This window comes from Aliterella atlantica CENA595 (genome assembly GCF_000952155.1).
GTDB lineage: Bacteria > Cyanobacteriota > Cyanobacteriia > Cyanobacteriales > Chroococcidiopsidaceae > Aliterella > Aliterella atlantica.
In genome coordinates this window covers 22,258-47,883 of sequence record NZ_JYON01000013.1, presented here as the reverse complement: position 1 = coordinate 47,883, position 25,626 = coordinate 22,258, and the positions used below count along the sequence as shown (strand labels likewise).

Here is a 25,626-nt window from a genome sequence, read left to right as displayed (position 1 = left end):
AAAGTCTCCACTTAACTAGAGTGTCAAGCGGTAGATTGCTAAAAACTTCCCCAATTAATACAAAATCAGGGGAGCCATAATTTATAAACTTGGATGGTTTGAGAGGGAAAACATAGCGCCGTAGCTAACTAGAACATTTGCATATACTAAGAAGTAAGTGTTCCATCCAAAAATGAAATCAGCGTGAAATTGCTGTACTCCATTAGCAAGAAATATTTGTTCCATCATTGGGAGGACGAGATCGCATTTTGCAAGCTTTAGCGTGATGGGCATGAGGCTACTTGTCTGGCGTACCTAAAAATTGAGTAGAAGTAAAAATAATGACACATCACACATTATCCTTGCACCAAGTCAACCAAGAAATGCAACAATGCATTCAAAACTGTTTGGACTGCCATAGCATTTGCTCGAATACTATTACCTATTGCCTACAACAAGGCGGTATGCACTCCGAACTTCCTCACATTCGCCTGATGCTTGACTGCGCGGAAATTTGCCAAACTAGCGCTAATTTTATGCTACGCGGTTCTGAAATGCACGCTCGTACTTGCGGTATTTGTGCCGAAATCTGCCAAAAATGCGCCGAAGATTGCGAAAGAATTGGCGATGATGCTCAAATGAAGGCTTGCGCCGAAATGTGCCGTACCTGCGCCGAATCTTGTCGTCAAATGTCTATGGCGATGTCTGCTTAAATATTGAATTAAATATTGAACAGTATTTTATTCCCCCAACTATGCCAAAGTTAGGGGAATGTTTCTCTTGATTGTAATTACGTACGCATTATCAATTACGAAATATATTGACTCTCCAGTTAAGTGGAGAGTTCACAATCAAGTTAGGGCGAGTTGAGAGTATGACATGGAAACCCTAACATTAAAACTTAGAGGCATGAGTTGTGCTTCCTGCGCCAAAAGTATCGAGCGAGCAATTCGCGAAGTTCCTGGCGTAGTTGAATCCAACGTAAATTTTGGTATCGAACAAGCAACAATTAGCTACAATCCCAAGCAAACGAACCTAGAGAAAATTCAAGCGGCGATAACTAATGCGGGATATAGTTCTGACTCTTTGCAAGATGAGGAATTTATTAGCGGCGAAAAAGATGCAGAAAAGGATGCCCGTTTGAACCAATTACGCCATCTGCAACGTAAGGTTTTAGTTGGTACAGTTATTAGTATTGTGCTGGTAATCGGCTCTTTGCCAGCAATGACAGGGTTAAATTTACCTTGGATTCCTACATGGTTGCATAATCCTTGGTTGCAATTAGTGCTAACTGCGCCAGTACAATTTTGGTGTGGTAAATCTTTCTATCAAGCTACATGGAAAGCTTTAAAACGTCATGCAGCAACGATGGATACGCTAATTGCACTAGGTACAAGTGCAGCTTACTTCTATTCAGTATTTGCAACAGTTTTCCCTGGCTTTTTGACAAATCAAGGATTAGCACCAGATGTTTACTACGAAACAGCAGCAATTGTGATTACGCTAATTTTACTGGGCAAGCTGCTGGAAAATCGGGCTAAAGGGCAAACTTCTGAGGCTATTCGCAAACTGATTGGCTTGCAAGCTAGAGACGCAAGAGTAATTCGCAACGGTAAGGAAATGGATATTCCCATTCAACAAGTACGACTTGGCGATATAGTTTTGGTACGCCCAGGGGAAAAAATACCAGTAGATGGCGAAGTTATTGCTGGCGACTCTACTGTAGATGAGGCAATGGTGACGGGTGAGAGCGTCCCTGTAAAGAAGCAGCCAGGAGATGAAGTAATTGGCGCTACGATTAACAAAACAGGTAGTTTTAAATTTCGGGTGACGCGAGTTGGTAAGGATACTTTTTTAGCGCAGATAGTTAAATTAGTTCAACAAGCACAAGGCTCTAAAGCACCAATTCAAAAGCTAGCAGATAAAGTTACAGGCTGGTTTGTACCTGCGGTAATTGCGATCGCGATCGCTACTTTTGTAATCTGGTTCAATATTATGGGCAACGTAACTTTGGCACTAACTACTACTGTAGGGGTGTTAATTATTGCTTGTCCTTGTGCGTTGGGTTTAGCTACTCCCACGTCTGTAATGGTAGGTACTGGTAAAGGTGCAGAAAATGGCATCTTAATTAAAGGTGCTGACAGTTTAGAACTAGCGCATAAGATTCAAACTATCGTTTTAGATAAAACAGGTACGCTCACAGAAGGGAAGCCTACAGTTAGAGATTTTGTCACTGTTAACGGTACGGCTAATCGCAATGAGTTAAAACTACTGCGTTTAGCAGCCAGTGTAGAGCGAAATTCCGAGCATCCTTTAGCTGAAGCTGTAGTTAGATATGCCAAAGCCCAAGAAGTAAGTTTAACAGAGGTAGAAAAATTTCAAGCGATCGCAGGTAGTGGCGTTCAAGCTATAGTTGCAGATAGATTGGTGCAAATTGGTACTGGGCGCTGGATGAGTGAATTAGCCATCGATACTAGCGCTCTAGAGGCTCGTAAAGCAGATTTAGAGTTTGCGGGTAAAACTGCTGTTTGGATTGCTGTAGACGGCGAAATGCACGGCTTAATGGGTATTGCTGATGCGCTTAAACCTTCTTCAGTTGAAGCAGTTAGGGCGTTGCAGAAGTTAAGATTGGAAGTAGTAATGCTAACAGGCGATAATCGTCCTACAGCAGAAGCGATCGCTCGTGAAGTTGGTATAACTCGTGTATTTGCCGAAGTGCGCCCAGAACAAAAAGCAGCGCAAGTGCAAGCATTGCAAGCAGAAGGGAAAATAGTAGCAATGGTAGGCGATGGGATTAATGATGCGCCTGCACTAGCTCAAGCAGATGTAGGGATTGCAATTGGTACGGGAACAGATGTGGCGATCGCTGCTAGCGATATTACGTTGATTTCTGGCAATTTGCAAGGGATTGTGACGGCGATTCAACTTAGTCGCGCCACGATGCAAAATATCCGCCAAAACTTGTTTTTTGCCTTTATCTACAACGTTGCTGGTATTCCTATTGCTGCTGGTATTTTATTCCCGCTGTTTGGTTGGTTGCTTAGTCCAATTATTGCTGGGGGTGCAATGGCTTTTAGTTCAGTTTCGGTTGTTACTAATGCTTTGAGATTGCGTAGTTTTAGACCAAAGTCAGGATTTTAGCTATGTTGAATGGAACGCAGATGCACGCGGATGAACGCAGATGGAATGGCTGGTTAGTTGCACGCTGCCAGAGGTATATTGTTGGTACGGTTATTAGCTTGGGGTTTTTACTTGGCTTTACTGGTGTAGCGTCAGCACAAATGCCAGAGCAAACTAATGAATTTCGCCGAATTGAGCAACCTATAGGCTTAAAAACTGCTGTAACTTTGGGTGGATTAGGATTGATTGGTGCTGAGTTATGGTGGTTTTTATTTAGTAAAACGCGATCGCAAAAAGCCGAAAATACTCATGGTGTCCAAGAGTTAACAATTAATGTTGATGGCGGATACGCACCAGATCGGATAATTGTCAAGTCAGGGCAGCTAGTTAGACTAAATTTCTTGCGTAAAGATCCAAGTAGTTGTTTGGAGAAGGTGCTAATACCTGATTTTCACATCGCCCAGGATTTAGCTTTGAATAATATCACGCCGATTGAATTTATTCCAGAAAAACCTGGACAATACCAATTTACCTGTGGTATGAATATGTTTCGCGGTGTAGTCGAAGTACAGTAATGAAGAAATGACTTTATATTTCTAATGGCTTACCGCAATCCTGCTCCTACTGTTGACATTATCATCGAACTCGGCGATCGCCCGCATCGACCAATTATTCTTATAGAACGTCACAACGAACCTTTAGGCTGGGCGATTCCTGGTGGATTTATTGATTATGGCGAACGTGCAGAAGTAGCAGCGCGGCGCGAAGCTGAGGAAGAAGTTGGCTTGCAAGTAGAATTAATCGAGCAATTTCAGGTATATTCCGATCCTAAGCGCGATCCTCGCTCCCATACTATGAGCGTAGTATTTATCGCCACAGCAGTAGGAGAACCCCAAGCGGGAGATGATGCAAAAAGTTGTGGAATTTTTGAATCGTGGCGCATTCCTGCTAACTTATGCTTTGACCACGATCGCATTTTGCAGGATTATTGGCGTTACAGGCATTATGGCATTCGTCCTCGTCTATCATGAAACAAGTTATTAACACAGACAAAGCACCTGCCCCAGTAGGACCTTATAATCAAGCGATCGCAGCTAATGGACAAATGCTGTTCGTTTCTGGGCAAATTCCTCTAAATCCCGATACTGGCGAACTTGTTGGTGCAGGCGATATTACTAAGCAAACTGAGCAGGTACTTACCAACCTCAAGGCTATTCTTACCGCCGCAGGTGTGACGTGCGAAAACGTAGTAAAAACTACAGTCTTTTTGGCAGATATGAACGATTTTGCCACAATGAACTCAGTTTACAGCCAATACTTCGATGAAGCAACAGCCCCCGCTCGTGCTTGCGTTCAAGTTTCTCGTTTGCCTAAAGATGTATTAGTAGAGATAGACTGTATTGCTGTGATTTGATGCCTTATCAACTTTTAGACGCTAATTTAGCTGATATTCGCTTAGTTGCTACCGACATGGACGGGACTTTAACTCAAGCGGGTAAATTTACACCAGAGTTATTGCAAGCTTTAACAGATTTACAGGCAGCAAATATTCAAGTAATAGTTGTAACTGGGCGTTCGGCGGGATGGGTAAGTGGAATTGCTGCTTACTTGCCTATTGCTGGTGCGATCGCTGAAAATGGTGGCTTGTATTATACTAATGGAGATGAATTACCTATATCCCTAAGTTCTATTACTAATTTTGATAGTCATAGGCAGCAGTTAAAAGGTATTTTCCAGAAACTCCAATTAGATTTTCCCCAAATTCGCGAAACTGGAGACAATCGCTTTCGCCTGACTGATTGGACGTTTGACGTGCAAAATCTCAGTGTAGACGAACTACAAAAGCTAAGTAAATTATGCTCTGGTTTAGGTTGGGGTTTTACCTACAGTAACGTCCAATGTCACATTAAGCCATTAAATCAAGGTAAAGCTGCTGGATTAATTCAAGTGCTGCGCGATTATTTTCCTCAAGTTACATCAGAGCAAGTTGTCACAGTAGGCGATAGCCCAAATGATGAAAGTTTATTTAACCCCAGTTATTTCCAACAGTCTGTAGGCGTTGCTAACGTGCGAGAGTATGCAAACCAAATGCAGTATCAACCTAAATACATCACAAATGCTGCTGAATGTGTAGGATTTGGGGAATTAGCAAGTTATTTGCTAGCTTGATTGTTAAAAGAGTAGGGTGCGTTTTGAAAACGCACCCTACCAAGTTATTAAGCTTTTTGCTTGAAACCTTGTCTAAAAATCCACTGCATAAAACCAGGTAATACATTGTAAGCTGCTTTGGACATTCCCGCGGAACCCACTAAAATCTCTGCTTTTTGGTTTTTCACTGCATCCCATACAGCTTTAGCTACATCTTCTGGCTTTTCCACTACTGGAGTGCTAATAACTTGTTCGAGTTGCTGCCGACGTGCCTTAGCATCTTCTTCGTCTATGCCGCGAAAAATTGCCCGTTCCATCAAGCTGCTTTTAATTACGTTCGGATATATGCCGCAAACGTGAATCCCTTTAGGTTTTAGTTCTGAATGCATCGCCTCGGTTAAACCGTTAACAGCAAATTTGCTCGTACAGTAGGGAACTAAATACGGGATTGGCACTTTACTGCCTATAGAAGCTAAGTTTACTATAGTGCCACTACCTCTAGCAAGCATATGGGGTAATAAAGCCTGAATTGTATGAATGTAACCCCACAAATTGGTGTCTATAGCTTGATGCCAATCTTCTAAGGAAAAACTCTCTATTGGTCCTGATATATAAATACCTGCATTGTTTATTAGCACATCCACATTACCCAACTGTGCTAACGCCTTATCTACAAGTGTATTGACTTGTTGGGGATCTTTCACGTCACAAGAAACGGTTAAGGCTGTACGACCGAGATTTTGAATTTCTTGCCCTACTTGGGCTAAAGGTTCTTGCCGACGTGCTGCAAGTATAGTATCGTAGCCATTTTGAGCAAATAATAGTGCAGTTGCTTTACCAATACCTTGCGAAGCACCTGTAATTAAGACTGTAGGAGCCATATTAATGATTTACAAAATAACTTGCTTAATTACCATCTATTAGCCTTACAGTGCCGATCGCAATCCTCTCTCTGTTGGCATAAATGTCTGCCTGAGAGCAAGCTTAGTTGTTATCTGCAATACTATATCAAGCTACTTAGAAATCTTGACTTTGTCGCAACGGAAATACTACCATCTCTTGGCTTGTTTACCATAATTTTACAATCTATGCTGCTTTGTTGCAATTCGTGTACTTTGAGTATATACTCACCTTATATGCTGCTTAGACAGACTTGAGATTTAGTGATTTCTGTTAATAAAAGGACAAAATAACTGTCGCAAGCAGTTAAATATAAATTTCAAGTTTTAATTTATTAATACCTAATATAAATAGATTTTATTATTAAAAATATTAAGTGTATATTGATACAATTCTAATACTAAATACTTTTCATGATTGTAACCTCAGACAGACCAATGTTTAAGTTGAGTTAGATAACATTGGCTATACAGATTACATCCAAAAATAAGTTCCTGCGATCGATAAATAGTAGCATGACGAACAGCAAAAATTCATTTAGTGGGCTTTGGGTTGCTTTATCTATCCTTGGTATATGGGCATCTAGCTTGATTTTATTACTATCGGTTGATGTTAATGGAGTTAATAATCTGCTATTAACTCCATTTATTATTATTCAAACCTTTTTATACACTGGATTATTCATAACTGCTCATGATGCCATGCATGGCGCAGTTTTTCCTGGAAACTTAAAAATAAATAATTTTGTCGGTAACTTGGCGGTAACTCTTTACGCTCTTTTTGACTACGACAAATTATTACAAAAACATTGGTCGCATCATCATCATCCCGCTAGCGAATTAGATCCAGACTTTCACAACCTCAAACATAAAAACTTTTTTTCTTGGTATTTATACTTTATGTTTAGGTACTGGAGTTGGACGAGAATTATATCTTTGATGGCGCTATATAATTTGATTGCTTTTACATTACCTGTTTCGGAAAAGAACTTAACTTTGTTTTGGGTATTACCATCAATTCTTAGTTCCGTACAACTATTTTATTTCGGTACTTATATTCCTCACAAAGAACCAGAAGGCGGTTATACAAACATTCATCGCGCTCAAACTAATCCATTACCAACTTGGCTGTCATTTATAACTTGCTATCACTTTGGCTATCATGAAGAACATCACGAACATCCTGAAGTTCCCTGGTGGGGATTACCAAAAGTATTTAAGATGCAGCGCCAACCTGTTAATAATTACTAATGTAATTGAGTGGTGATATATCGATGGTAAAAGTAGCGCTGACGATTGCTGGCTCAGATAGTGGTGGTAGTGCTGGTATTCAAGCTGATTTACGTACTTTTGCTTTTCACTGCGTACACGGTACTAGCGCTTTGACGTGCATAACAGCACAAAATACTTTAGGGGTGACGAGAGTTGATGCCTTACCAGTCGATGCAGTTGTAGCCCAAATTAGGGCAGTATTTGAAGATATAGATATCCAAGCTGCAAAAACTGGGATGTTATTGAACCAGGAAATAATTACTGCTGTAAGTGCAGAAGTTGAAAGTTTAAATATAAATCATTTGGTAGTAGATCCTGTAATGGTATCGCGTACGGGCGCACAGTTAATTGATGATGCTGCTGTTGCTACCTTACGAGATGTATTGATACCCAAAGCAATACTCGTAACTCCTAACCGTTATGAAGCGCAAATATTAAGCAATTTAGAAATTCATACCCTTGATGAGATGAAAGCCGCAGCGAAAAGAATTTACGCACAAGGCGCAAAGGCGGTTTTAGTCAAAGGTGGCGGAATGAGTGGAGAATTGCGCGGTGTCGATGTGTTGTATGACGGTTTGCAATTAGAGACTTTGCAGACAACTTCTGTAGATACAAATAATACTAGCGGTACGGGGTGTACGCTGTCAGCCGCGATCGCTTCTAACTTAGCTCTTTCTTACCCACTAGACAAGGCTGTAGAAAAAGCGAAAAATTACGTTACTACCGCCTTAAAACATTCTCTAACAATTGGTAAAGGTAAAGGACCTGTAGGACACTTTTTTCCTTTATGTGCAGAACAAAAAGAATAAGCATCATAGCGCATTTAGCAGAATAAAAGTGCTGTCTTGTCTATATAAATTAACGTTTGCTCGAAAGTAGAGAAAATTCATACTTAATTTTTATTAATAAAGATCAAATTGGGGAAATTTCCAGTATGGTTGGGCATAGCTAAAACAGTGACCAGTGAAACAGTGACCAGTGACCAGTGTTGGCTGGTAGATAGTTGCTGTTTGTTAAATGGTATTGGCTTGCATCTGCTATCAGATTTAGCTAAATTGCCCCTATTAATCTTTTCCTATGCGATCGCACCCTAACTCGGATCGGAATTTATCACCAACAGCTACTTATGCGCCCTCTGTACCCCTTTCGGTGTATAGGGAACTAGCTACAGAACTGCAAGCAGCAAAATCGCTGTCAGACTCTCTCAACACCCAAAATCAGCAATTAGCCAGACAAAATCAACAGTTGCGTCAAGAAATTGCTAAAGCTGTAGAGTCAATTTTGCGCTTAGAACAAATTGTGAACTTGCAAAAAGCACCATCTACGCGCACTATACCCAAATCTATCCACAAAATCCCTAAAGTAACAGAAGGACCTTTACCTTTTCCGACCAAAAAGCCGAGTTATAGGGCGGAAACTATTAGCGAACAAGAACAACGTCGCTATCGCCGCCATCACGACGATGTTGAAACTAGCGGCGCTGTTAACGGTTGGTTTTTGGCAATCTCGATTATTTTAATTATGGTGACAGCTTTTGGCGCAGGGTACTTTTTGATGCGTCCTCTAGTTCGCAGTCGCTAAATCAGCTAAAATTGGCGATCGCTATTAATAAATTGTATTAATTGTTACTTATCATTTACCTGATTGAATGATATTCAAATCCAAGGACACTAAAGGCAAGCTGACAAATAAGAGGTTAAATTGGGGAAATTTCTGGGGATTGTACCGATGGAAATAATTGCGCGGTAAACTCTCTAATGAAGGCAAAAGGCTATATAAGGTAAGGAGTGAAGAAGTTGAAAAAAGTTGAAGCAATTATCCGCCCATTCAAACTAGATGAAGTCAAAATCGCTCTAGTAAATGCTGGTATCGTCGGGATGACAGTGTCCGAAGTCCGAGGGTTTGGAAGGCAAAAAGGGCAAACCGAACGCTATCGCGGTTCTGAATACACCGTTGAGTTTTTGCAAAAACTCAAGGTAGAAATAGTTGTCGAAGATAGTCAAGTAGATATGGTAGTAGATAAAGTCATCGCCGCCGCCAGAACAGGCGAAATCGGCGACGGCAAAATATTTATTTCCCCTGTAGAACAAGTAATTCGGATTCGTACAGGCGAGAAAAATCTAGAAGCCGTATAACAGTGACCAGTGACCAGTGACCAGTGACCAGGTAAGAGTAGAATCAGTAAAATGCTGTTTTTGCTTAGTAGCTGAATAACTGCATAACTGGTGACTGGTAACTAAGTCATCTGTCTCGCTTTACTTGCTGAAGTTTTTGCAACTTAGGTAGTAAAGCCTGAAAAGCTTGTCCGCGATGGCTAATTTGGTGCTTTAATTGTGGTGGCATTTCGGCAAATGTCATTTGCTGGCTTGGTACGTAAAAAATGGGATCGTAGCCAAAACCACCAGTACCGCGCGGTGTATCAAGAATTTCTCCAGCACAAATACCTAGTTCCTCCAAAGCGATCGCTCCATCAGGGCTAGCTATAGCAACCGCACAGACGAACTGTGCTTGCCTGTTTGCGGTGTCTCCTAGCTCTTTTAACAGGCGGGAAATGCGATCGCTATCATCTTTGCCATAACGAGCAGAATAGATGCCTGGAGCGCCATTTAAAGCCGCAACTTCTAAGCCAGAATCATCGGCGATCGCCCAATTTCCTGTAGCTTGAGCAACTTGGGAGGCTTTGAGACGAGCATTAGCAACAAAAGTATCGCCTGTCTCCTCAATTTCGAGTTCCTTGGGCTTAAGTACCAATTCCCAATCTAAATCGGTAAGATAAGCCTGCATTTCGCGCAATTTACCAGGGTTTCCAGTAGCAACTACCAATAATCTTGTCATGTTTGTAAGCAGGAAATTAACCGCCAAAAAATACGTATAGCAATGCGTTTAGAAGCCAAGCTAAGAGTTAAATAGAGAATCTATATAGGTGTACCAACCATCTATTCAACTCAAGACTCATAACTCAAAACTCATAACTATTTCAAGCTGCCCACTCTTTCGCCCATGCTAGGGTTTGGTGTACTTGCTCTAGATCTGCTGCTTCGCAATATAGGCGCAATACTGGTTCTGTACCGCTAAAGCGAATCATTAACCAACTGTTGTCGGCTAAACGGAATTTGTAACCGTCGATGCTGATGCAATCTACTACTTGCTTACCAGCAATTTCTTTTAAAGGTTGGGTTTGCAACTGTTGTAGCAAGCGCGATCGCACATCCATACTAGCAAGTGGTAAATCGATGCGATCGTAGGCAGAATGAAAGTTGGTTTTTGCTTGCAGGCTACTGTAAAGTTCGCTTAAATCTAGTCCTGATTGAGCGATCGCTTCTAGTACGTATAAGGCAGAAAGTAAGCCATCGCGTTCGGGTATATAATCAGCGTAGCCAATGCCGCCTGACTCTTCACCACCTAATAAAACGTTGCTTGCTAGCATCCGATCGGCGATGTATTTGTAACCAACTGGAGTTTCATATATTGGTAAGTTATACATTTGGGCAACTAGGGAGATTAAATCGGAACCGCTGACTGTTCTAACAATTTCTCCAGTTAAACCGCGCCGCGCTGCTAAATGTTCGATCAAAATTGGAATTAATATTTGCGAACTTAAGAAATTTCCTTGCCCGTCAACAGCCGCAATCCGATCGCCGTCGCCGTCAAATACAAAGCCTACTGCTAATGCATCGCTAGCTTGCGATCGCCTGTGACTGCGAATCTGGCTAAATAACTTAGATAGATAGCGGGGTAAAGGTTCGGGTGCGCCACCTTCAAATAATGGATCGCGATCGCTATTTATTTCTTGTACTGGTACGCCTAATATCTGCGCCATTCCCCCTGCTGCTGCACCATGCATGACATCGACAAATACCGTTAATTTGCCAGCATTGATGCGATCGCATATTTGGCTAATATCTACTTTCTGTCTGAGATTTTCGCAATAATTAGCCCAAGGTTGGAATTTTTGCAAAGTCCCTTGAGTAGTAGCAGCTAACGATTCGCTCTGCAATAACCCTTCTATTTTCTGCGTTACTTCAGGAGGAACAGATCCCCCAAATGCCCCTTTTACTTTCAACCCCAAGTAATCGCCAGGATTGTGACTAGCTGTAATTACCAACGCACCCAAAGCATTATGATGCTTGACTGCCCAACTAAAAGCTGGAGTTGAAGCATAACTATCGGCTAGCATGACATCAAAACCTGCTGCCATTACTGCTGCTGCTGTTTTTTCGGCAAAGGTTTCTGCCATAAAGCGGCGATCGTAGCCAACAATTATTTTTTTATTATTTACTGTATCGCCGTAAGTTTCTAACAATACTCGTGTAGCGATCGGCGCGACTAGAGTTAGGCGATCGAAGGTAAAGTCGTCGCCAATAATGCCTCGCCAGCCATCTGTTCCAAATTTAATTTCTTTCGCCGCTACTGGCATCAATTTTCCCCCACGCTTCTCAGGCAGGATTTTAACATTTTTGTTAGGATGTCGCGAATAGAAAGGGGAAAGGATAAAAGCAAATAAAATACCTATCTCCCCCTGCTCCCCCTGCTCTCTTTTATAGCTGCGATTGGAAGAACAAAACTATTTGCCCTAAGACTCTTTTCCATACTGCCCGTTTGCGCCAAGCAGCAATATTCACTTGTTTGCACTGAGAAAGTCCGCGTACAAACAAATTTTCGATATTTTTTACTAATTCAGGCTGTGCTGTAGATATATCTAGTTCGTCGTTATGGAAAAAGCTACGCGGATCGAAGTTAGCGCTTCCGGTACTAATCCAGCAATCGTCTATTAACAATGCTTTAGCGTGCATCATACTTGGTTGATACTCGTTAATTTCAATTTCTGCTACTAATAAATCGCGGTAGAGTTCGCAGGAGGCGTAATAAACGAATTTTTTATCGCATTGAGAGCCATTAGTTAAAATTTTTATCTCCACGCCTCTATTTTTTGCCCGAATTAAGGCTTTGCGCGAATTTTCATCAGGCAAGAAATACGGGCTAGAAATCCAGATCCGCTCTTTGGCTGCATATATGCTGGTAAGAAACAAGGCTTTAACTGAAGAAGAGCGATAAGAAGGATCGTCACCAGCAGTAACTAGCATTTGGGGATCGTCTGTAGGCTGAGGATGGAATATATTTAGGCACAGATCGGCTTTACCATGAACGTAAGTCCAATGTTGCATGAACATCCCTTGCAAAGCTGCAACTATTTCGCCCTCAAAGCTCATCTCAAAGTCATACCAAGCACCAGTATCGTCAATATTATCTATACCGTCCCAAAAATCAGAGATCCCAGCACCACCAATTAAAGCTAATTTGCCATCGATTAACAGCAATTTGCGGTGGGTGCGGGCAAAATAATCGATAGGCGCTCTCCAGTTGAAACTATTGAAAAAGCGGATATCTACACCAACGTTTTTTAACCTTTGCCAGTAGCGTTTGGATAGCTTTTTTGAGCCGTGATGGTCTACAATCATTTGCACTTTGACTCCTGCCAAAGCGCGATCGCATATCGCCTCTGCAAACTCGTTGGCGCGTCGCCCAGGAGTCATGAAAAATGTCTCAAAATGAATGCTAGATTCAGCCCTTTTAATTGCCTCAATCCGCGCTGCATAAATATCATCTGCTTCTATCCAATAGTCGATATTTCTCCCTGTAGTAAATACAGAGTTAGATAAAGTCGCCACAGCTAGCGCAAACCGAGGATCTTGGGGATGGGGAACGTTGGTAAGTTTGTATTCAATGCGATCGCGAAACGTTCCCCGAAAATACAAAATAAATAATATTACAGCAATAGCGACGAGGATAACCCCGCCGCTCCAGCAGATTACAGTATAAATTGTTGTCATAGCCACACCTCTATTTTCAGCATAGAGGGTTTTCGGCTCTTACCATCTGCCCTTGCCAAAGTTGTGAGTCTTGAACTAAGAGTTATAACTCAAAACTCAAAACTATTGTGCTATCTGCCTAACGCTTTACTGATGAAGCTAATGCGCTCGTCTTGATTCAAAGATTGCAAAGATTTCAGCACTTCGTTAACGTCTGCAGAAGGGCTAATGTTTGCACCACTACTACTAACCTTTTGCCCCATTTGATACCAAAAGGCTAGCTTTTCTTCTTTACCTAGAGAGCTATAATCGCCTACTGGGATGTTTTCATTTTTTCCCGTAACCAGTTCGCCTAAAGCTTTACTAGGATTTGGATCTAGTGCAACTTCATCTCCATCTTGTCTTTGGGCATCTAGCATATCGCGCAATGCGTCTGTCTGCAATTCCTGGGATAGTTGTCCAACTTTATTAACTAACTCGCTAACTTTAGATGATTGAGGAATAGAGTCTGCAGGTACTTCACGCGCAACGTGCTGAAAAATTAGCGCCATTGCAGTTAGTTTGTCTTCCATTCTCAAGCCGCGAAATGCTGATAAAGCTTTTTGTAGAGATTCGCTTTGTGCTGATGTCATTTTGCTACCTTTTTAGGGTTGTTAGTACTTACGATTAGTTAATCAATAAACAATAGGAAGCTGATATTTTTACCTAACCTCAAGCCTTAAAATATCGCTTCCTATTTCCCCTGCTATATGTTAAATATCAGAGCCTGATTTTGCTTCTGCACCCATCGGTCCTACATAATCGCGGAACAATGTAATTTGCTGTTGGAATTCCATGCCTTTAATTTTGTTAAATACCTCTTCGGCTTGCCCGGAAACTTTGTAATCTGAAGGCATAGGAATGATAGTTCCATTATCCATCCCCTGTGCTAGACGATACCAAAATAGTAATTTGGTAGTTTCGCTCATGGAACCATACATCCGAGTGTATTCATTATCAGCCTTATTAATTAAATCGCGCTGAAGTTGCAATTGCTCTTCATGAGACTTTTCTTTGACTTGATTAAACAAACCTTCAGCTATGTCTGTACCAACAGTGCTAGCACCAGGAGCGGCGGGCGTAATTGAATTACCCATTTCCTTGTAAATTACATAGAACAGACCTAGTTGATCGTCTACATCTAAGCTTTGCAATGATTGTACAGTTTGACTGATATCGGGATCGTTAGTTTGAGTAAATGTCATAGAGCCTCTACTACTTGATTGACAACAGCAATTGTTGCGTTGAAATTAATACTGAAAAAATGTCTGTTTAACGACAATTTCTCTTGAAGATTAACAAAGCAAAAACTGTGATTAAACCTACTTTCGGCAGAAGTAGGGAACCTAACTCAAGGTAGAGGTAAGAGTAATTGAATTTAGTAGGGTGAAAAAAGATGATTCTGCGATACGGATAGACGATTAGAAGGCAAAGTAGCGATTATTACTAGCGCAGGTGCAGGAATTGGTGAAGCGATCGCTTGCCACTTTGCTAAAGAAGGTGCAGAAGGAGTCAAGAGCGGGCTACCGGACGATCCAATTGATGATGACGCAGCACAACTGAGGAAATTGCCAACGTTTGGGCATTTATAGCCTCAGACGAAGCAAGTTACGTTGCTGGTGCTTTGTGGTTATCTGATGGGGGAGTTACCGTTGCTAAAGGTGGTGATACGTTTCGGTTGCGCGCAACCTCAAGGAGAATTGCGCCTAGAACACGCCCGCGACGGCTTAGAAAATAAAGACGCGCAAACTATAAAATAGCTAGGTGAAAGGAGAAGGTTAAAGGGTAAAGTAGAAGAATTTTCCTTTATCTTTTGCTAACAGATTGGTAAAATTACCTTTTACGTGTCTGTCTGTATTATTGGCTGGAAGCTACTTGCCTAACAGCACTAACGTCTATGCCTAGTTCTTGAGCAATTTGCTCTACGCTCATGCCAGTTTTAAGCAACAAGGGAACTGCGGCTAATTTTCCTCGGATTTCGCCTTGTTCAAGTCCTTGTTCAAGTCCTTCTTGGAGAGCATCTTGATAAACTTTTGTTTTCTTCAATTCGCTTAATCCCAACATCTCCTCAATCTCCTGGCGACTTAATTTGGGGAACTTGTACACGAAAATCGTCTCTATTAATTCTAGAATTTTTTTCGACTCTAATATCTGCTTTGGCTGCTGTTGTACTCTATTTATCAGGTTTCGGGCTTTTTGAGGCGCAACTGATTGCTGTACGCCGATTAGTTGTAATAAGCTTAGACCTATGGATGATTCGGTTTGGCGATCGCTCATCCTATCTAGATAAATGCGTTGAAACCTTTGGCTATTAGCAAATTCTTGATACTGTTTAGGTACTCCTGGATCTAGACTAGCCTTAGTGAAGATCAAAACTCCTTGCCAATCGTTTACAGGCTGATAGGAATGCAAATAAAGGAATATTTGGCTAAAAAAGCTGGAATATAAGACGTTTTTTGTGTCTTTGTAGCCTTGGATCTCTACAAACAAGATAGGTAAATCTGTTGCATAAATAGGCGGTACTAAAATACCGTCAATGCGGAAGCTTGTCTGTTTCACTTCTTGGGAAGCAAAGCTATAAGTAGAGGCTCTAGGATCGTTGTTACCGATTAGTTCAAATAAAATACTCGGTGCTGTTTGAAATATTAAGTAAAATAAGCTGTCAGTCTGCACGCTGGTGTCCGGCTCAAATTTAGAGAGCAAACACTTATTTTAAGCCAAAATTAAAGCCATACTACGCATAGCATGGCTAGAAGAGGAATTAGCTATTTTCTGAATCGGACTAAATTTTGACTTTAATCCCTACGTTCTTCGTAATCTTCAGAAGACATAGGATCTAAATCCCAACGACGATCGTCCCGTTCTTCTAATATTTCATTAGTGCGTAAAAAAGCGCGATCGCTCATTTCTAATCCTACTGCTGCACCTAGTTCGTCAACTATATCTTGGTCGGGTGTAGGTGTTGTTCCGCCTACTGCTTCCTCGCCTACAGTTGCGGCTTGCTCCCAGTTTGTATCTACATCTCCACCTGTCAAGGTTGGAGTTCCACCAACCTCGTCTTCTAATTCATCAGATTCGTGCCAAATTGCATCTTCTTCAGCCGCCGCCAGTTCGTGAGTAGGAATCGTATATTCTGCTAACTCTTCTTGCATATTGCCATCGCCAATATTGCCCCCAGGCATGGACTTTACGCCAGTACCATAAGACTCAGTAACTTCTTGCGGTAAGTCTTGGTTATTGATTGCATCTTTTTTCGCCATAAATTTACCTGCGATCGCTTACACAAAGATAGCGCTTCATTTGGTTTGTAACTTATCCCCACAGATGTATCCCTATTGACAGAAGCAATCTATCCCTTTGGAGCGAAGAGAGTGAGAGCTTGGCTGCATACGCTTAATTTAGGGGCAAAGGTAGGGAATTTGAAAATTTTTAGGTTATGAAGCACGACGAATTCATCAAACACGTTCAAACTGTTGCTCAACTTAGTTCAAAAGATGAAGCAGAACGTGCCACTCGCGCCACGCTAGAAACAATCAAGGAACGGATTGTTGGCGATGAAGCGAGCCAACTTGCCGCCCAACTACCAAAGGAATTTGGGCAATACCTACACGGGCGAGAAGGCGAAAACGGTGACACTTTTGGCTTAAACGAATTTGTGGAGCGAGTAAGTAAAAAAGCAGGCACAGAACCGACAACTGCCGCAACGCACGTAAAAGCTGTATTTACTGTTTTGGCTTCAGCAGTAACGCCTGGAGAATTTGCCGACGTTCGCGCTAATTTTTCTGAAGATTACAGCGAGTTGTTCCCAGCATAAAACAAAAGTGCGATCGCTTCAGCAGTAAAACATGACATAGGAGACATCATGGTAGGCAATCATCAAACCCCACAAAAAGTTGCTATTTTAATTGAAAACGGCGTAGAAGACGCAGAATTTCAAGTGCCATACAAAGGTATAAAAATGGCAGGCATGGATGTCACTGTCCTTGGTTCGCGCATGAACGAGACTTATAAAGGTAAGCAAGGCAAAGTCTCAGTGCAGCCTGATGGTACGACAACTGAAGCTATGGCGGCAGACTTTGACGCGGTAGTAATTCCTGGGGGTATGGCTCCCGATAAAATGCGGATTAACCCAAATACTGTGCAATTTGTCAAAGAGGCAATGCAACAAGGCAAACTTGTAGCTGCTGTATGTCACGGACCGCAAGTTTTGATTGAAGGCGATTTGCTCAAAGGTAAGCAGGCTACAGGTTTTGTTGCTATCAAGCAAGATATGATCAATGCTGGCGCAAACTACAGCGATGAGCCGCTAGTAATTGATGGTAACTTAATAACTTCTCGTCAGCCTGGAGACTTGGCAATCTTTACCACAGCTATTCTCAGTCGCCTCGGTTATGGTGGCAAAGAAGCCGCATTACCAAACGAAAAGGATAACGATGCCGAGTGGTGGAAGTTAGCTGATGCTTGGGGCGGTTCTACCAAAGGTGAAATTGTCCAAGGCTTAAATACAGCACTAGCTGGCGAACGTTATGCCCAGGAAGCATTTGAGCAGTACGCGCAAAGAACTAGCGATGAAGAATTTCGCGCTTTGCTCAGAGAAACGATTGGTAACAAACAATTCCATATCAAAAATTTGGAAGCAAGATTGCACCAAATGGGCGAAAAGCCATCACTGACAGCTAATGTTGCCGATACTTATGCCAAGTTGAAAGCATCGGTACAAGGTAGCGACGATACTTCCTTGCTGCGTCGCGCTTTAGGCGATTTGCAAACAGGTGTGGTTGATACCCATAACTTGCGTGTGAAGTTTACAGATCCGGTATCAACAGCTTTATTTACAGCCATTGAGAAAGATTTGTCAGTTTACGAGCAGCATTTAGTCCAGTTGTATCGTTCGCGCTTGGGTACAAAGCCAGCGAAGCCGACAACAGGTGCATCAGTAACAGCGTAGGGATGTAATGGATGGTGTGGGCGCAATGCATCGTAAGGGTGCAATGCATTGCGCCCCTTACAAGTTTTTCCTATTTTTATAAGGAGTAGAAAGTGAGTTCAATTTCTGAAGATAAGAGCAATCAAAGTAATGATGCTGGCGATACTGGGAAGTGGGCTTCGCTAATTGGTGGCGGGGCGATGGTTTTGATGGGATTACGCCAAAGATCCTTACGCGGGGCATTAATGGCGATCGCAGGTGGTGGTTTAGCTTATCAAGCTGCTAAATCCCAAGGTGGCGTTAAAGAAGCGCTAGGGATGGATAAAACAATTAAAGTTGAGAAAACTGTCACAATTAATAAGCCTGCTGCCGAACTGTACCGTTTTTGGCACGATTTCAGTAACTTCGGCAACTTTATGAAGCACGTCAAGTCAGTAACCGTAGTTAACGACAAGCGATCGCATTGGGTAGCTACTGCACCATTGGGCGCAACTGTAGAGTGGGATGCAGACATCATTGAAGATCGGGAAAATGAATTTATTTCCTGGGCTTCGGTAGAAGGCGCAGATATTGATAATTCTGGGTTTGTGCGCTTTAAACCAGCACCAGGCGATCGCGGTACGGAAGTCAAAGTCGTGATGGAATATGCACCTCCTGGCGGCGCTGTGACAGCAACTATAGCTAAGTTGTTTGGCGAAGAACCAGAACAGCAAATTGGCGATGACTTGCGTCGCTTCAAAATGTTGATGGAAGCAGGCGAAATTGCCACCACAGAAGGTCAACCAAAAGGTAGTTAAAAGGAATAAATCATCAATGAAAGCTGTATGCTGGCAAGGCGCTAATAAAGTGCAAGTGGAAACAGTGCCAGATCCAACGATTCTCAACCCGCGCGATGCAATCCTCAAAGTTACATCTACAGCGATTTGCGGTTCTGACTTGCATATATATGGCGGCTATATTCCCACAGTAGAAAAAGGTGACATTATCGGTCACGAATTTATGGGGGAAATAGTCGAAGTTGGCAGTAAAGTAAATAATCTTAAGGTAGGCGATCGCGTTGTCGTACCTTCCACAATTGGCTGTGGCAATTGTTACTACTGTAAAGGCGATCGGTGGTCGTTGTGCGATAACTCCAACCCCAACGGCTGGATGCAAGAAAAGCTTTGGGGTAGCGTCACGTCAGCAATTTATGGCTACTCTCACTTATTAGGCGGCTTTGCAGGCGCGCAAGCAGAATACGTGCGCGTACCTTTTGCCGATGTGGGTGTTGTCAAAGTTCCTCAAGGCATCCCTGACGAGAAATTATTATTTATTTCTGACGCTATTCCTACAGGCTACATGGGTGCGGAATTAGCCGACATCCAACCAGGAGATACTGTAGCTGTCTGGGGTTGCGGTGCTGTTGGTATATTTGCCATGATTAGCGCTTATATGATGGGCGCAGAGCGAGTGATTGCGATTGACCGTTTTCCCGAACGGTTAGAAATGGCACGCAAGTACGCCAAAGCCGACACTATTAACTACGAAGAAATTAGTACAGGCGACGCACTCAAGGAAATGACAGGCGGGCGCGGTCCCGATTGCTGCATTGACGCGGTAGGTTTGGAAGCGCATGGAGTAGGCTTTGAAGACTTCTACGACCAAACCAAACAAAAGTTAAAGCTAGAAACAGATCGTCCTCACGTTTTACGCGAAATGATGGTTGCTTGTCGTAAAGGCGGCAATTTGTCAGTTATGGGTGTTTATGGTGGCTTTGTAGACAAACTGCCATTGGGTGCAGTTATGAATAAGGGCTTGACCATGAGGGCGGGGCAAATGCACGGTCAAAAGTATATGCATAAGTTACTGGATTTAGTTTTAAACGGACAACTCGATCCATCTTTTGTTGTCACGCATCAATTACCCCTAGAACAAGCACCTCACGGCTACAAAATTTTCCAGCAAAAACAAGATAACTGCGTCAAGGTCGTACTCAAACCCTAAACATTACTAAATAATCCTTATGAAAGCACTTTGCTGGCATGGCACTAATGACGTTCGGGTTGATACTGTACCCGATCCGAAAATTCTCAATCCGCGCGATGCCATTATTAAAATTACATCCACCGCGATTTGTGGTTCCGACTTGCACCTTTATGATGGCTACAACCCAACTATGAAGCCTGGGGATATCCTCGGACATGAATTCATGGGTGAAGTTGTCGAACTAGGTAGCGCTGTTAAAAACGTGCAAATAGGCGATCGCGTTGTTGTCCCCTTTACTATCTCTTGCGGTTCGTGTTTTTTCTGCAACCGCGATTTGTGGTCGCTATGCGATAACTCCAACCCCAATGCTTGGATGGTAGAAAAGATTATGGGCTATTCTCCCTCTGGTCTTTTTGGTTACTCGCATTTGACAGGTGGTTATGCTGGCGGACAAGCTGAATATGCTCGCGTTCCTTTTGCCGATACTGGTTTATTCAAAATTCCTGATGGCTTAACAGACGAGCAAGTTCTGTTTCTTACAGATATTTTCCCTACTGGATATATGGCAGCGGAAAACTGCGATATCAAGCCAGGCGATACTGTAGCAGTTTGGGGTTGCGGTCCAGTTGGGCAGTTTGGAATTAAAAGCGCCTATATGTTAGGTGCAGAAAGGGTAATTGCGATTGACCGAGTTCCCGAACGCTTAAAAATGGCGAAAGAACAAAGTGGTGCAGAAGTCATCAACTACGAGGAAATAGATCCAGGTGAAGCCCTCAAAGAAATGACAGGCGGGCGCGGACCTGATTCTTGCATGGATGCTGTAGGGATGGAAGCACACGGCACAGGTTTAGAAGGATTCTACGATGAAGTAAAGCAAGCGCTGCGGCTGGAAACAGATAGACCTACTGCTTTAAGGCAAGCGATCGTAGCTTGTCGTAAAGGTGGCACAGTATCAGTACCAGGCGTTTACACTGGCTTTGTCGATAAAGTACCGATGGGTGCTTTTATGAATAAAGGTTTGACTATGAAAACAGGACAAACTCACGTTCATAGATATTTCCGCCCGTTAATAGAACGCATTCAAAATGGCGAAATCGATCCTTCTTATATCATTACGCACAGGCTGAAATTAGAAGAAGCGCCCCACGCCTACGAAATCTTTAAGCACAAAAAAGATAACTGCATCAAAGTCGTACTCAAACCGTGAAACATCTAAGTCTGGCGATCGCATTTCTTCTATCTACTGTATCTTTCCCTGCTACCGCCCAATATTAAAACGGTAAAGACTTGCGTCAAAAGTTCTCCAGCTTATTTTGCATCTGCATTAATGCCCAACCACTGTTACTTACAAGGTAGAAAATATGAGCGATACAAGTGTAAAAAAGGTAGATTCAACTAATTCTCCCAAAGGTCAATTAGGACAAAAATATCTCGCCTCTGGTAAATCCTTATCTATGCGTCTGTGGGAAAATGAAGAACCAACCTCAGAAGCCAAACCCCCAGCTACGCGGGAATACGAAACTGTAGGTTACGTCATTAAAGGCAAAGCTGAACTACATATTGAAGGACAAATGATATTGTTAGAACCTGGTAACTCCTGGGTAGTACCTAAAGGTTCATCTCACACCTACAAAATCTTAGAATCTTTTACAGCCGTTGAAGCTACAAGCCCACCCGCCCAAGTTCACGGACGCGACGAAGACTAAAATTAACAGCAGTTACGTCTTACGTAACTGCTTTTTTATGCCTTTAGAACGAATATTGGTTAAATACTTTTGTCCGTCCTTGCTTATCAAACGCAACTACAGCAAATGAATCTTTTTTATTCCCCATTTCCATTCCTGGCGTACCTACAGGCATACCTGGAACTGCAATACCATTGATATCGGGCTTTTGTGCTAGAAGTTGCTTAATATCATCGCTAGGAACGTGACCTTCTACTACGTAACCATCAATAATCGCCGTGTGACAAGAGGCTAAATCGTCAGTTACTCCATGTTTCTGCTTAAAGGCAAACATATCAGCCGTAGGCACATTTTTAACTGGAAATCCTTTTGCTTGCAAATGCTCTATCCAGCCACCGCAACAAGTACACGCTGGATCTCTATATACAGTAGCTTCTGGTAAATTGGCAGCTTGCGCGTCTGTAGTAGCTACTAGCAAAACTATGGATGCGATCGCAACTATATAAACTGCCAATTTCTTTATATACCGCCCAATCAAAATTTGTCTATCGTTCATACTGACCCTAGAAATTTATTTTTTATCTAAATTTATTCTAGGCGATCGCTGGGTGTATTTAGATTAATAGCACATCAATATTTGTGCATTTATACCTAAGTGCTTTTTTAAGCATAAATATATACATTGAATTGCGGCATAGATATTGCGAACTTCACAGCGCTTAAGCAAAAAATAATTTATTTACCTAATTTTAACTAGGCATTTCTGTAAGGCTAGCTGAATCTTAGTGCTTGCCCAACAAGTGATCTAGGCGACATTTAAGAATAAATGCTTATATCAAATGGATATTATTTTGTCATACTTCTGGCTGATGCTCCAAACATATTTAAGTAGTTACCTAGAAGAGTAATAGCACTAGCAAATATCTGCGCTTTAAATAAATTTGCTGTCAGTGGCTAATAAGATTTCTCGCCAAAGAAAACAATCTAAGTAAGGAAATTTAAATGTTTTATCACGCCAAAAAGTTACAGTATTTCACACCACCAGAAAAGCCAGATCCAGTTTACGCCAAAAAAATGCAAGAACTCATTGGTGGTTCGTTTGGTGAAATGACTGTAATGATGCAGTATTTATTTCAGGGTTGGAACTGCCGAGGACCTGCAAAGTACCGCGATATGCTGTTGGATATCGGTACTGAAGAAATTGGTCACGTTGAGATGCTAGCGACAATGATCGCCCATCTGTTAGATAAAGCTCCAATAAATATGCAAGAAGATGGGGCGAAAGATCCTGTAGTAGGTGCGGTTATGGGAGGATCGAGTGCCAGAGATGCAATAGCTGCAGCTATGAACCCTCAGCACGCGATCGTTTCTGGTTTGGGTGCAATGCCAGCAGATAGTGTAGGCTTCCCTTGGAACGGTCGGTTTATCGTTGCTAGCGGCAACTTACTAGCAGACTTTCGCTCTAATCTCCATGCTGAATCTCAAGGTCTGATGCAGGCTGTACGGTTGTATGAGATGACCGAAGATCCAGGCGTAAGAGACCACCTCAGCTTTATGATTGCCCGCGATACCATGCACCAAAACCAGTGGCTAGCGGCAATTGAAGACCTGAAGAGCGAAGGCTTTGAGGAAACTGTTGTTCCCAAGATTGCCCACGAATATGGGAAGAACGAATACGCATATCAGTTCTGGAACAACTCAGAAGGACAAGATAGCGCCCAAGGACGTTGGGCAAAAGGTCCATCAATGGACGGCAAAGGTGAGTTTGAGTACGTAGCCAATCCTCAACCTATTGGACCAGAACCCAATCCCCCGCAGCCCGATCCACGCTTGCACGGTACTCCGGCTTCTCCAGCAATGCAAAAGACAAGTGATGGTGGAAGCACTAACATTATTGAGGACGTATCTCAAGCAGTCAAGGGTGCAGGCGAGACAATTAAGCGCACAATTATTGAAGGTGGTAATTTGTAGTCAGATTACCTATGCTTAGACACAGCTAGCGAATCCTTGAGTAACTGAGTTTTAAATATTAAGAAAATCCCTCATCCTTTATCTAGGTTTGAGGGATTTTGTTTCAAAATAAAGTAAGGATGTCAACCAAGTTACTAATGCTAGGTAAATTTTTTAAAAAACCAGATGAGGAACAAAGCGATCGCGTTCCTCCTGGTCAATACTTAACTAAAGGGTTTCCTGTCCTTACCTACGGACAAACTCCGCAAATCAAGACGGAAGATTGGCAATTCAAAGTTTGGGGTTTAGTCAAAAGTGCGACTTTCACCTGGTCGGATTTTATGGCATTACCCCAACATGAGTTTACAGCCGATTTTCACTGCGTCACGCGCTGGTCTAAGCTTGACGTCAAATGGAAAGGGATTAAAGTTACAGACTTCATGAAACTAATTGAGGTAGACCCGAAAGCCGTTCATGTTATGGAACATTGTTATGGCGGTTACACTACCAACATTTCTATGTCAGACTTCGTGCGAGAAGAAAACTTTTTTGCCCATACTGTATTTGACGAACCATTACCAGCCGAACACGGCGGTCCGATGCGTACAGTTATACCTCATATCTATGCATGGAAAAGTGCTAAATGGATTAATGGTTTAGAGTTTCTACCGCGTGAAGAACTAGGCTTTTGGGAACGCAACGGCTACCACAGTCGGGGAGAACCTTGGGCAGAAGAACGCTATAGCTGATACTAATTAATATAGTTTGGAGCGATCGCTAATTCGCTCCATAATTTTGTCCTCCTCACAAAAACCTCAACTTGTTTGGATATAACCATAACTGTAGAGAGGTTGCACGATCTTAACTCTCTAATTTGGATCGATCGATTTTCAGGAGGTTAACCTCGTGAACGCAGCAGACATTATGAGTAGGAATACAATAACTATTCGCAGTTCAGCAACGGTTGTTGAAGCAATAAAGCTGATGCAAGAGAAAGGCTGGAGGGCGCTAGTTGTAGAGCGTCGCCACCCACAAGATGCTTACGGTATTATTACTGAAAGTGATATTGTCTGTAAGGTGGTAGCGTTTGGCAAAGATCCTACCAAAGTGCGCGTTTATGAGGTAATGACTAAACCTTGTATTGTCGTCAATCCTGATTTAGGTGTGGAATATGTAGCGCGATTATTTGCCGATTGTCATCTGCACGTAGCGCCTGTAATTCAAGGCGAACTGTTAGGGATAGTTTCGATATCTGACATCTTGAGCAAAAGTAACTTTACCCTGCAACCCCAAGAAATTTTGTTAGAGCAAAAACTCCAGTTAGCAATTGAAAATGCTGGCATTAGCTGTGCTAAGAAAGGGGCAGATTCTATAGAGTGTACTGCTGCTTGGGATATTGTAGACGATCTGCAATCAGAAATAGCCCATCAACGAGCCGAAAAGCAACCAACAACAGCATTAGTAGATTACTGCAAGCAGCCTGCAACATCAATGCCACAACGAATATATGAAAATTGGTGCAGCGGTTAGAAAATAGCTTCAATACTGCAGGTGGAAGTTCTAGATTAAAAATTCTTGTGAGATTGCATGGGGTGCGACTTGAAAACGTACCCTACTTTAATGATGAATGGGTAAAGTACAAGCGATAGCTTGCTGCAATGCCTGCTATCAATCCATAGCCGCAAATAGCTTGAGTAAAAAGCTAGCAACACCAGCATTTCGCGCTTGCTCAGTTGTCTCAGTCGCCCTCAATCTGCTCATTGCCACAATCGTAATATCTGGTTTAATACATTGTAAATCTTTAATTAATGCTTTTATACACAAGTTAGAAG

The 25,626-nt window shown here is 42.3% G+C and carries 31 protein-coding genes; 21 read left to right on the top strand and 10 right to left on the bottom strand.

All coding sequences use genetic code 11. The features are described from left to right. The first annotated feature begins 320 nt into the window (after nucleotides 1–320). The 6 genes from UH38_RS13350 (at nucleotide 321) to UH38_RS13325 (ending at nucleotide 5,268) form a co-directional block, all read left to right on the top strand. Nucleotides 321–692, top strand: coding sequence for a four-helix bundle copper-binding protein (locus tag UH38_RS13350; protein ID WP_045055157.1), 372 nt, complete (start codon nucleotides 321–323; stop codon nucleotides 690–692). 166 nt (nucleotides 693–858) lie between these two features. Next, a complete protein-coding gene (locus UH38_RS13345; RefSeq protein WP_045055156.1) occupies nucleotides 859–3,120 on the top strand; it encodes a heavy metal translocating P-type ATPase in 2,262 nt (753 codons plus the stop codon). A gap of 20 nt (nucleotides 3,121–3,140) precedes the next feature. After that, entirely contained in the window at nucleotides 3,141–3,674 is a 534-nt protein-coding gene (locus UH38_RS13340; RefSeq protein ID WP_045055248.1) for a cupredoxin domain-containing protein, read from the top strand. Between the two features lie 24 nt (nucleotides 3,675–3,698). Continuing rightward, nucleotides 3,699–4,130, top strand: coding sequence for an NUDIX domain-containing protein (locus tag UH38_RS13335; RefSeq protein WP_045055155.1), 432 nt, complete (start codon nucleotides 3,699–3,701; stop codon nucleotides 4,128–4,130). After that, on the top strand, nucleotides 4,124–4,513 hold the full coding sequence (locus UH38_RS13330) for a RidA family protein (RefSeq protein ID WP_045055247.1): 390 nt from the start codon (nucleotides 4,124–4,126) through the stop codon (nucleotides 4,511–4,513). Before UH38_RS13335 ends, UH38_RS13330 begins: the two co-directional genes overlap by 7 nt. Further along, complete coding sequence (locus tag UH38_RS13325) at nucleotides 4,513–5,268, top strand: HAD family hydrolase (RefSeq protein ID WP_045055154.1); 756 nt, start codon at nucleotides 4,513–4,515, stop codon at nucleotides 5,266–5,268. Before UH38_RS13330 ends, UH38_RS13325 begins: the two co-directional genes overlap by 1 nt. A 47-nt stretch (nucleotides 5,269–5,315) precedes the next feature. Here the strand turns inward: UH38_RS13325 and UH38_RS13320 are convergent, their stop codons facing one another. Next, the gene (locus UH38_RS13320) at nucleotides 5,316–6,128 is read right to left on the bottom strand and encodes an SDR family NAD(P)-dependent oxidoreductase (protein WP_045055153.1); all 813 of its coding nucleotides are present in this window, start codon (nucleotides 6,126–6,128) and stop codon (nucleotides 5,316–5,318) included. 534 nt (nucleotides 6,129–6,662) lie between these two features. On the opposite strand from UH38_RS13320, the gene crtW reads away from it, so the two are divergent. The 5 genes from crtW to UH38_RS13300 all read left to right on the top strand — a co-directional run bounded on the left by crtW (nucleotide 6,663) and on the right by UH38_RS13300 (nucleotide 9,553). Then, on the top strand, nucleotides 6,663–7,397 hold the full coding sequence (crtW, locus tag UH38_RS13315; protein WP_045055152.1) for a beta-carotene ketolase CrtW: 735 nt from the start codon (nucleotides 6,663–6,665) through the stop codon (nucleotides 7,395–7,397). 23 nt (nucleotides 7,398–7,420) lie between these two features. After that, entirely contained in the window at nucleotides 7,421–8,227 is an 807-nt protein-coding gene (thiD, locus tag UH38_RS13310; protein WP_045055151.1) for a bifunctional hydroxymethylpyrimidine kinase/phosphomethylpyrimidine kinase, read from the top strand. A 147-nt stretch (nucleotides 8,228–8,374) separates the two neighbouring features. After that, nucleotides 8,375–8,512, top strand: coding sequence for a hypothetical protein (locus tag UH38_RS26770; protein ID WP_160295961.1), 138 nt, complete (start codon nucleotides 8,375–8,377; stop codon nucleotides 8,510–8,512). Next, nucleotides 8,496–8,999 carry a hypothetical protein gene (locus UH38_RS13305; protein ID WP_045055150.1) on the top strand — a complete coding sequence of 168 codons (504 nt, stop codon included), beginning with the start codon at nucleotides 8,496–8,498 and terminating at the stop codon, nucleotides 8,997–8,999. Before UH38_RS26770 ends, UH38_RS13305 begins: the two co-directional genes overlap by 17 nt. Before the next feature lie 215 nt (nucleotides 9,000–9,214). After that, nucleotides 9,215–9,553, top strand: a complete 339-nt coding sequence (locus tag UH38_RS13300) for a P-II family nitrogen regulator (RefSeq protein WP_009632395.1) — start codon at nucleotides 9,215–9,217, stop codon at nucleotides 9,551–9,553. 106 nt (nucleotides 9,554–9,659) lie between these two features. Here UH38_RS13300 and rdgB read toward each other — a convergent pair whose 3' ends face one another. The 6 genes from rdgB to UH38_RS27245 form a co-directional block, all read right to left on the bottom strand. Further along, nucleotides 9,660–10,253: an RdgB/HAM1 family non-canonical purine NTP pyrophosphatase gene (gene rdgB, locus UH38_RS13295; RefSeq protein WP_045055149.1), complete on the bottom strand. Its 594-nt coding sequence runs from the start codon at nucleotides 10,251–10,253 to the stop codon at nucleotides 9,660–9,662. Between the two features lie 142 nt (nucleotides 10,254–10,395). Next, complete coding sequence (locus UH38_RS13290; protein WP_045055148.1) at nucleotides 10,396–11,835, bottom strand: phosphoglucomutase/phosphomannomutase family protein; 1,440 nt, start codon at nucleotides 11,833–11,835, stop codon at nucleotides 10,396–10,398. 121 nt (nucleotides 11,836–11,956) lie between these two features. Then, complete coding sequence (locus UH38_RS13285) at nucleotides 11,957–13,249, bottom strand: phospholipase D-like domain-containing protein (protein ID WP_045055147.1); 1,293 nt, start codon at nucleotides 13,247–13,249, stop codon at nucleotides 11,957–11,959. Nucleotides 13,250–13,359: 110 nt separating this feature from the next. Continuing rightward, nucleotides 13,360–13,860 (bottom strand): orange carotenoid protein N-terminal domain-containing protein, encoded by a 501-nt coding sequence (locus tag UH38_RS13280; RefSeq protein WP_045055146.1) that lies wholly within the window; start codon nucleotides 13,858–13,860, stop codon nucleotides 13,360–13,362. A gap of 120 nt (nucleotides 13,861–13,980) precedes the next feature. Beyond that, entirely contained in the window at nucleotides 13,981–14,472 is a 492-nt protein-coding gene (locus UH38_RS13275) for an orange carotenoid protein N-terminal domain-containing protein (protein ID WP_045055145.1), read from the bottom strand. 173 nt (nucleotides 14,473–14,645) lie between these two features. Continuing rightward, entirely contained in the window at nucleotides 14,646–14,783 is a 138-nt protein-coding gene (locus tag UH38_RS27245) for a hypothetical protein (protein ID WP_200892431.1), read from the bottom strand. 51 nt (nucleotides 14,784–14,834) lie between these two features. Between UH38_RS27245 and UH38_RS28185 the strand changes: the two genes are divergently transcribed. Then, nucleotides 14,835–15,005 carry a hypothetical protein gene (locus tag UH38_RS28185; RefSeq protein ID WP_407640453.1) on the top strand — a complete coding sequence of 57 codons (171 nt, stop codon included), beginning with the start codon at nucleotides 14,835–14,837 and terminating at the stop codon, nucleotides 15,003–15,005. 119 nt (nucleotides 15,006–15,124) lie between these two features. Here the strand turns inward: UH38_RS28185 and UH38_RS13270 are convergent, their stop codons facing one another. Together UH38_RS13270 and UH38_RS13265 are read right to left on the bottom strand one after the other, a co-directional pair. Continuing rightward, nucleotides 15,125–15,940 (bottom strand): Rpn family recombination-promoting nuclease/putative transposase, encoded by an 816-nt coding sequence (locus UH38_RS13270; protein ID WP_045055144.1) that lies wholly within the window; start codon nucleotides 15,938–15,940, stop codon nucleotides 15,125–15,127. Nucleotides 15,941–16,062: 122 nt separating this feature from the next. Beyond that, nucleotides 16,063–16,527 (bottom strand): DUF6335 family protein, encoded by a 465-nt coding sequence (locus UH38_RS13265; RefSeq protein ID WP_045055143.1) that lies wholly within the window; start codon nucleotides 16,525–16,527, stop codon nucleotides 16,063–16,065. Between the two features lie 176 nt (nucleotides 16,528–16,703). Between UH38_RS13265 and UH38_RS13260 the strand changes: the two genes are divergently transcribed. From UH38_RS13260 to UH38_RS13235, 6 genes are all read left to right on the top strand, one after another. After that, nucleotides 16,704–17,081: a DUF2267 domain-containing protein gene (locus tag UH38_RS13260; RefSeq protein ID WP_045055142.1), complete on the top strand. Its 378-nt coding sequence runs from the start codon at nucleotides 16,704–16,706 to the stop codon at nucleotides 17,079–17,081. Between the two features lie 48 nt (nucleotides 17,082–17,129). Continuing rightward, nucleotides 17,130–18,215 carry a DJ-1/PfpI/YhbO family deglycase/protease gene (locus UH38_RS13255; protein WP_045055141.1) on the top strand — a complete coding sequence of 362 codons (1,086 nt, stop codon included), beginning with the start codon at nucleotides 17,130–17,132 and terminating at the stop codon, nucleotides 18,213–18,215. 92 nt (nucleotides 18,216–18,307) lie between these two features. Continuing rightward, on the top strand, nucleotides 18,308–18,991 hold the full coding sequence (locus UH38_RS13250; protein ID WP_045055140.1) for an SRPBCC family protein: 684 nt from the start codon (nucleotides 18,308–18,310) through the stop codon (nucleotides 18,989–18,991). A 16-nt stretch (nucleotides 18,992–19,007) separates the two neighbouring features. Next, the gene (locus UH38_RS13245; protein ID WP_045055139.1) at nucleotides 19,008–20,177 is read left to right on the top strand and encodes a zinc-dependent alcohol dehydrogenase; all 1,170 of its coding nucleotides are present in this window, start codon (nucleotides 19,008–19,010) and stop codon (nucleotides 20,175–20,177) included. A gap of 19 nt (nucleotides 20,178–20,196) precedes the next feature. Then, entirely contained in the window at nucleotides 20,197–21,366 is a 1,170-nt protein-coding gene (locus UH38_RS13240) for a zinc-dependent alcohol dehydrogenase (RefSeq protein WP_045055138.1), read from the top strand. 154 nt (nucleotides 21,367–21,520) lie between these two features. Continuing rightward, entirely contained in the window at nucleotides 21,521–21,865 is a 345-nt protein-coding gene (locus tag UH38_RS13235; protein ID WP_045055137.1) for a cupin domain-containing protein, read from the top strand. A gap of 43 nt (nucleotides 21,866–21,908) precedes the next feature. On the opposite strand, the gene UH38_RS13230 is transcribed toward UH38_RS13235, so the two are convergent. Beyond that, nucleotides 21,909–22,400, bottom strand: coding sequence for a DUF411 domain-containing protein (locus UH38_RS13230; RefSeq protein WP_045055136.1), 492 nt, complete (start codon nucleotides 22,398–22,400; stop codon nucleotides 21,909–21,911). A gap of 446 nt (nucleotides 22,401–22,846) precedes the next feature. Here UH38_RS13230 and UH38_RS13225 point away from each other — a divergent pair, with 446 nt between their 5' ends. From UH38_RS13225 to UH38_RS13215, 3 genes are all read left to right on the top strand, one after another. After that, nucleotides 22,847–23,815, top strand: a complete 969-nt coding sequence (locus UH38_RS13225; protein ID WP_045055135.1) for a manganese catalase family protein — start codon at nucleotides 22,847–22,849, stop codon at nucleotides 23,813–23,815. A gap of 137 nt (nucleotides 23,816–23,952) precedes the next feature. Beyond that, entirely contained in the window at nucleotides 23,953–24,543 is a 591-nt protein-coding gene (locus tag UH38_RS13220) for a sulfite oxidase-like oxidoreductase (protein ID WP_045055246.1), read from the top strand. 175 nt (nucleotides 24,544–24,718) lie between these two features. Then, nucleotides 24,719–25,324 (top strand): CBS domain-containing protein, encoded by a 606-nt coding sequence (locus tag UH38_RS13215; protein ID WP_045055134.1) that lies wholly within the window; start codon nucleotides 24,719–24,721, stop codon nucleotides 25,322–25,324. Nucleotides 25,325–25,626 lie beyond the last annotated feature (302 nt).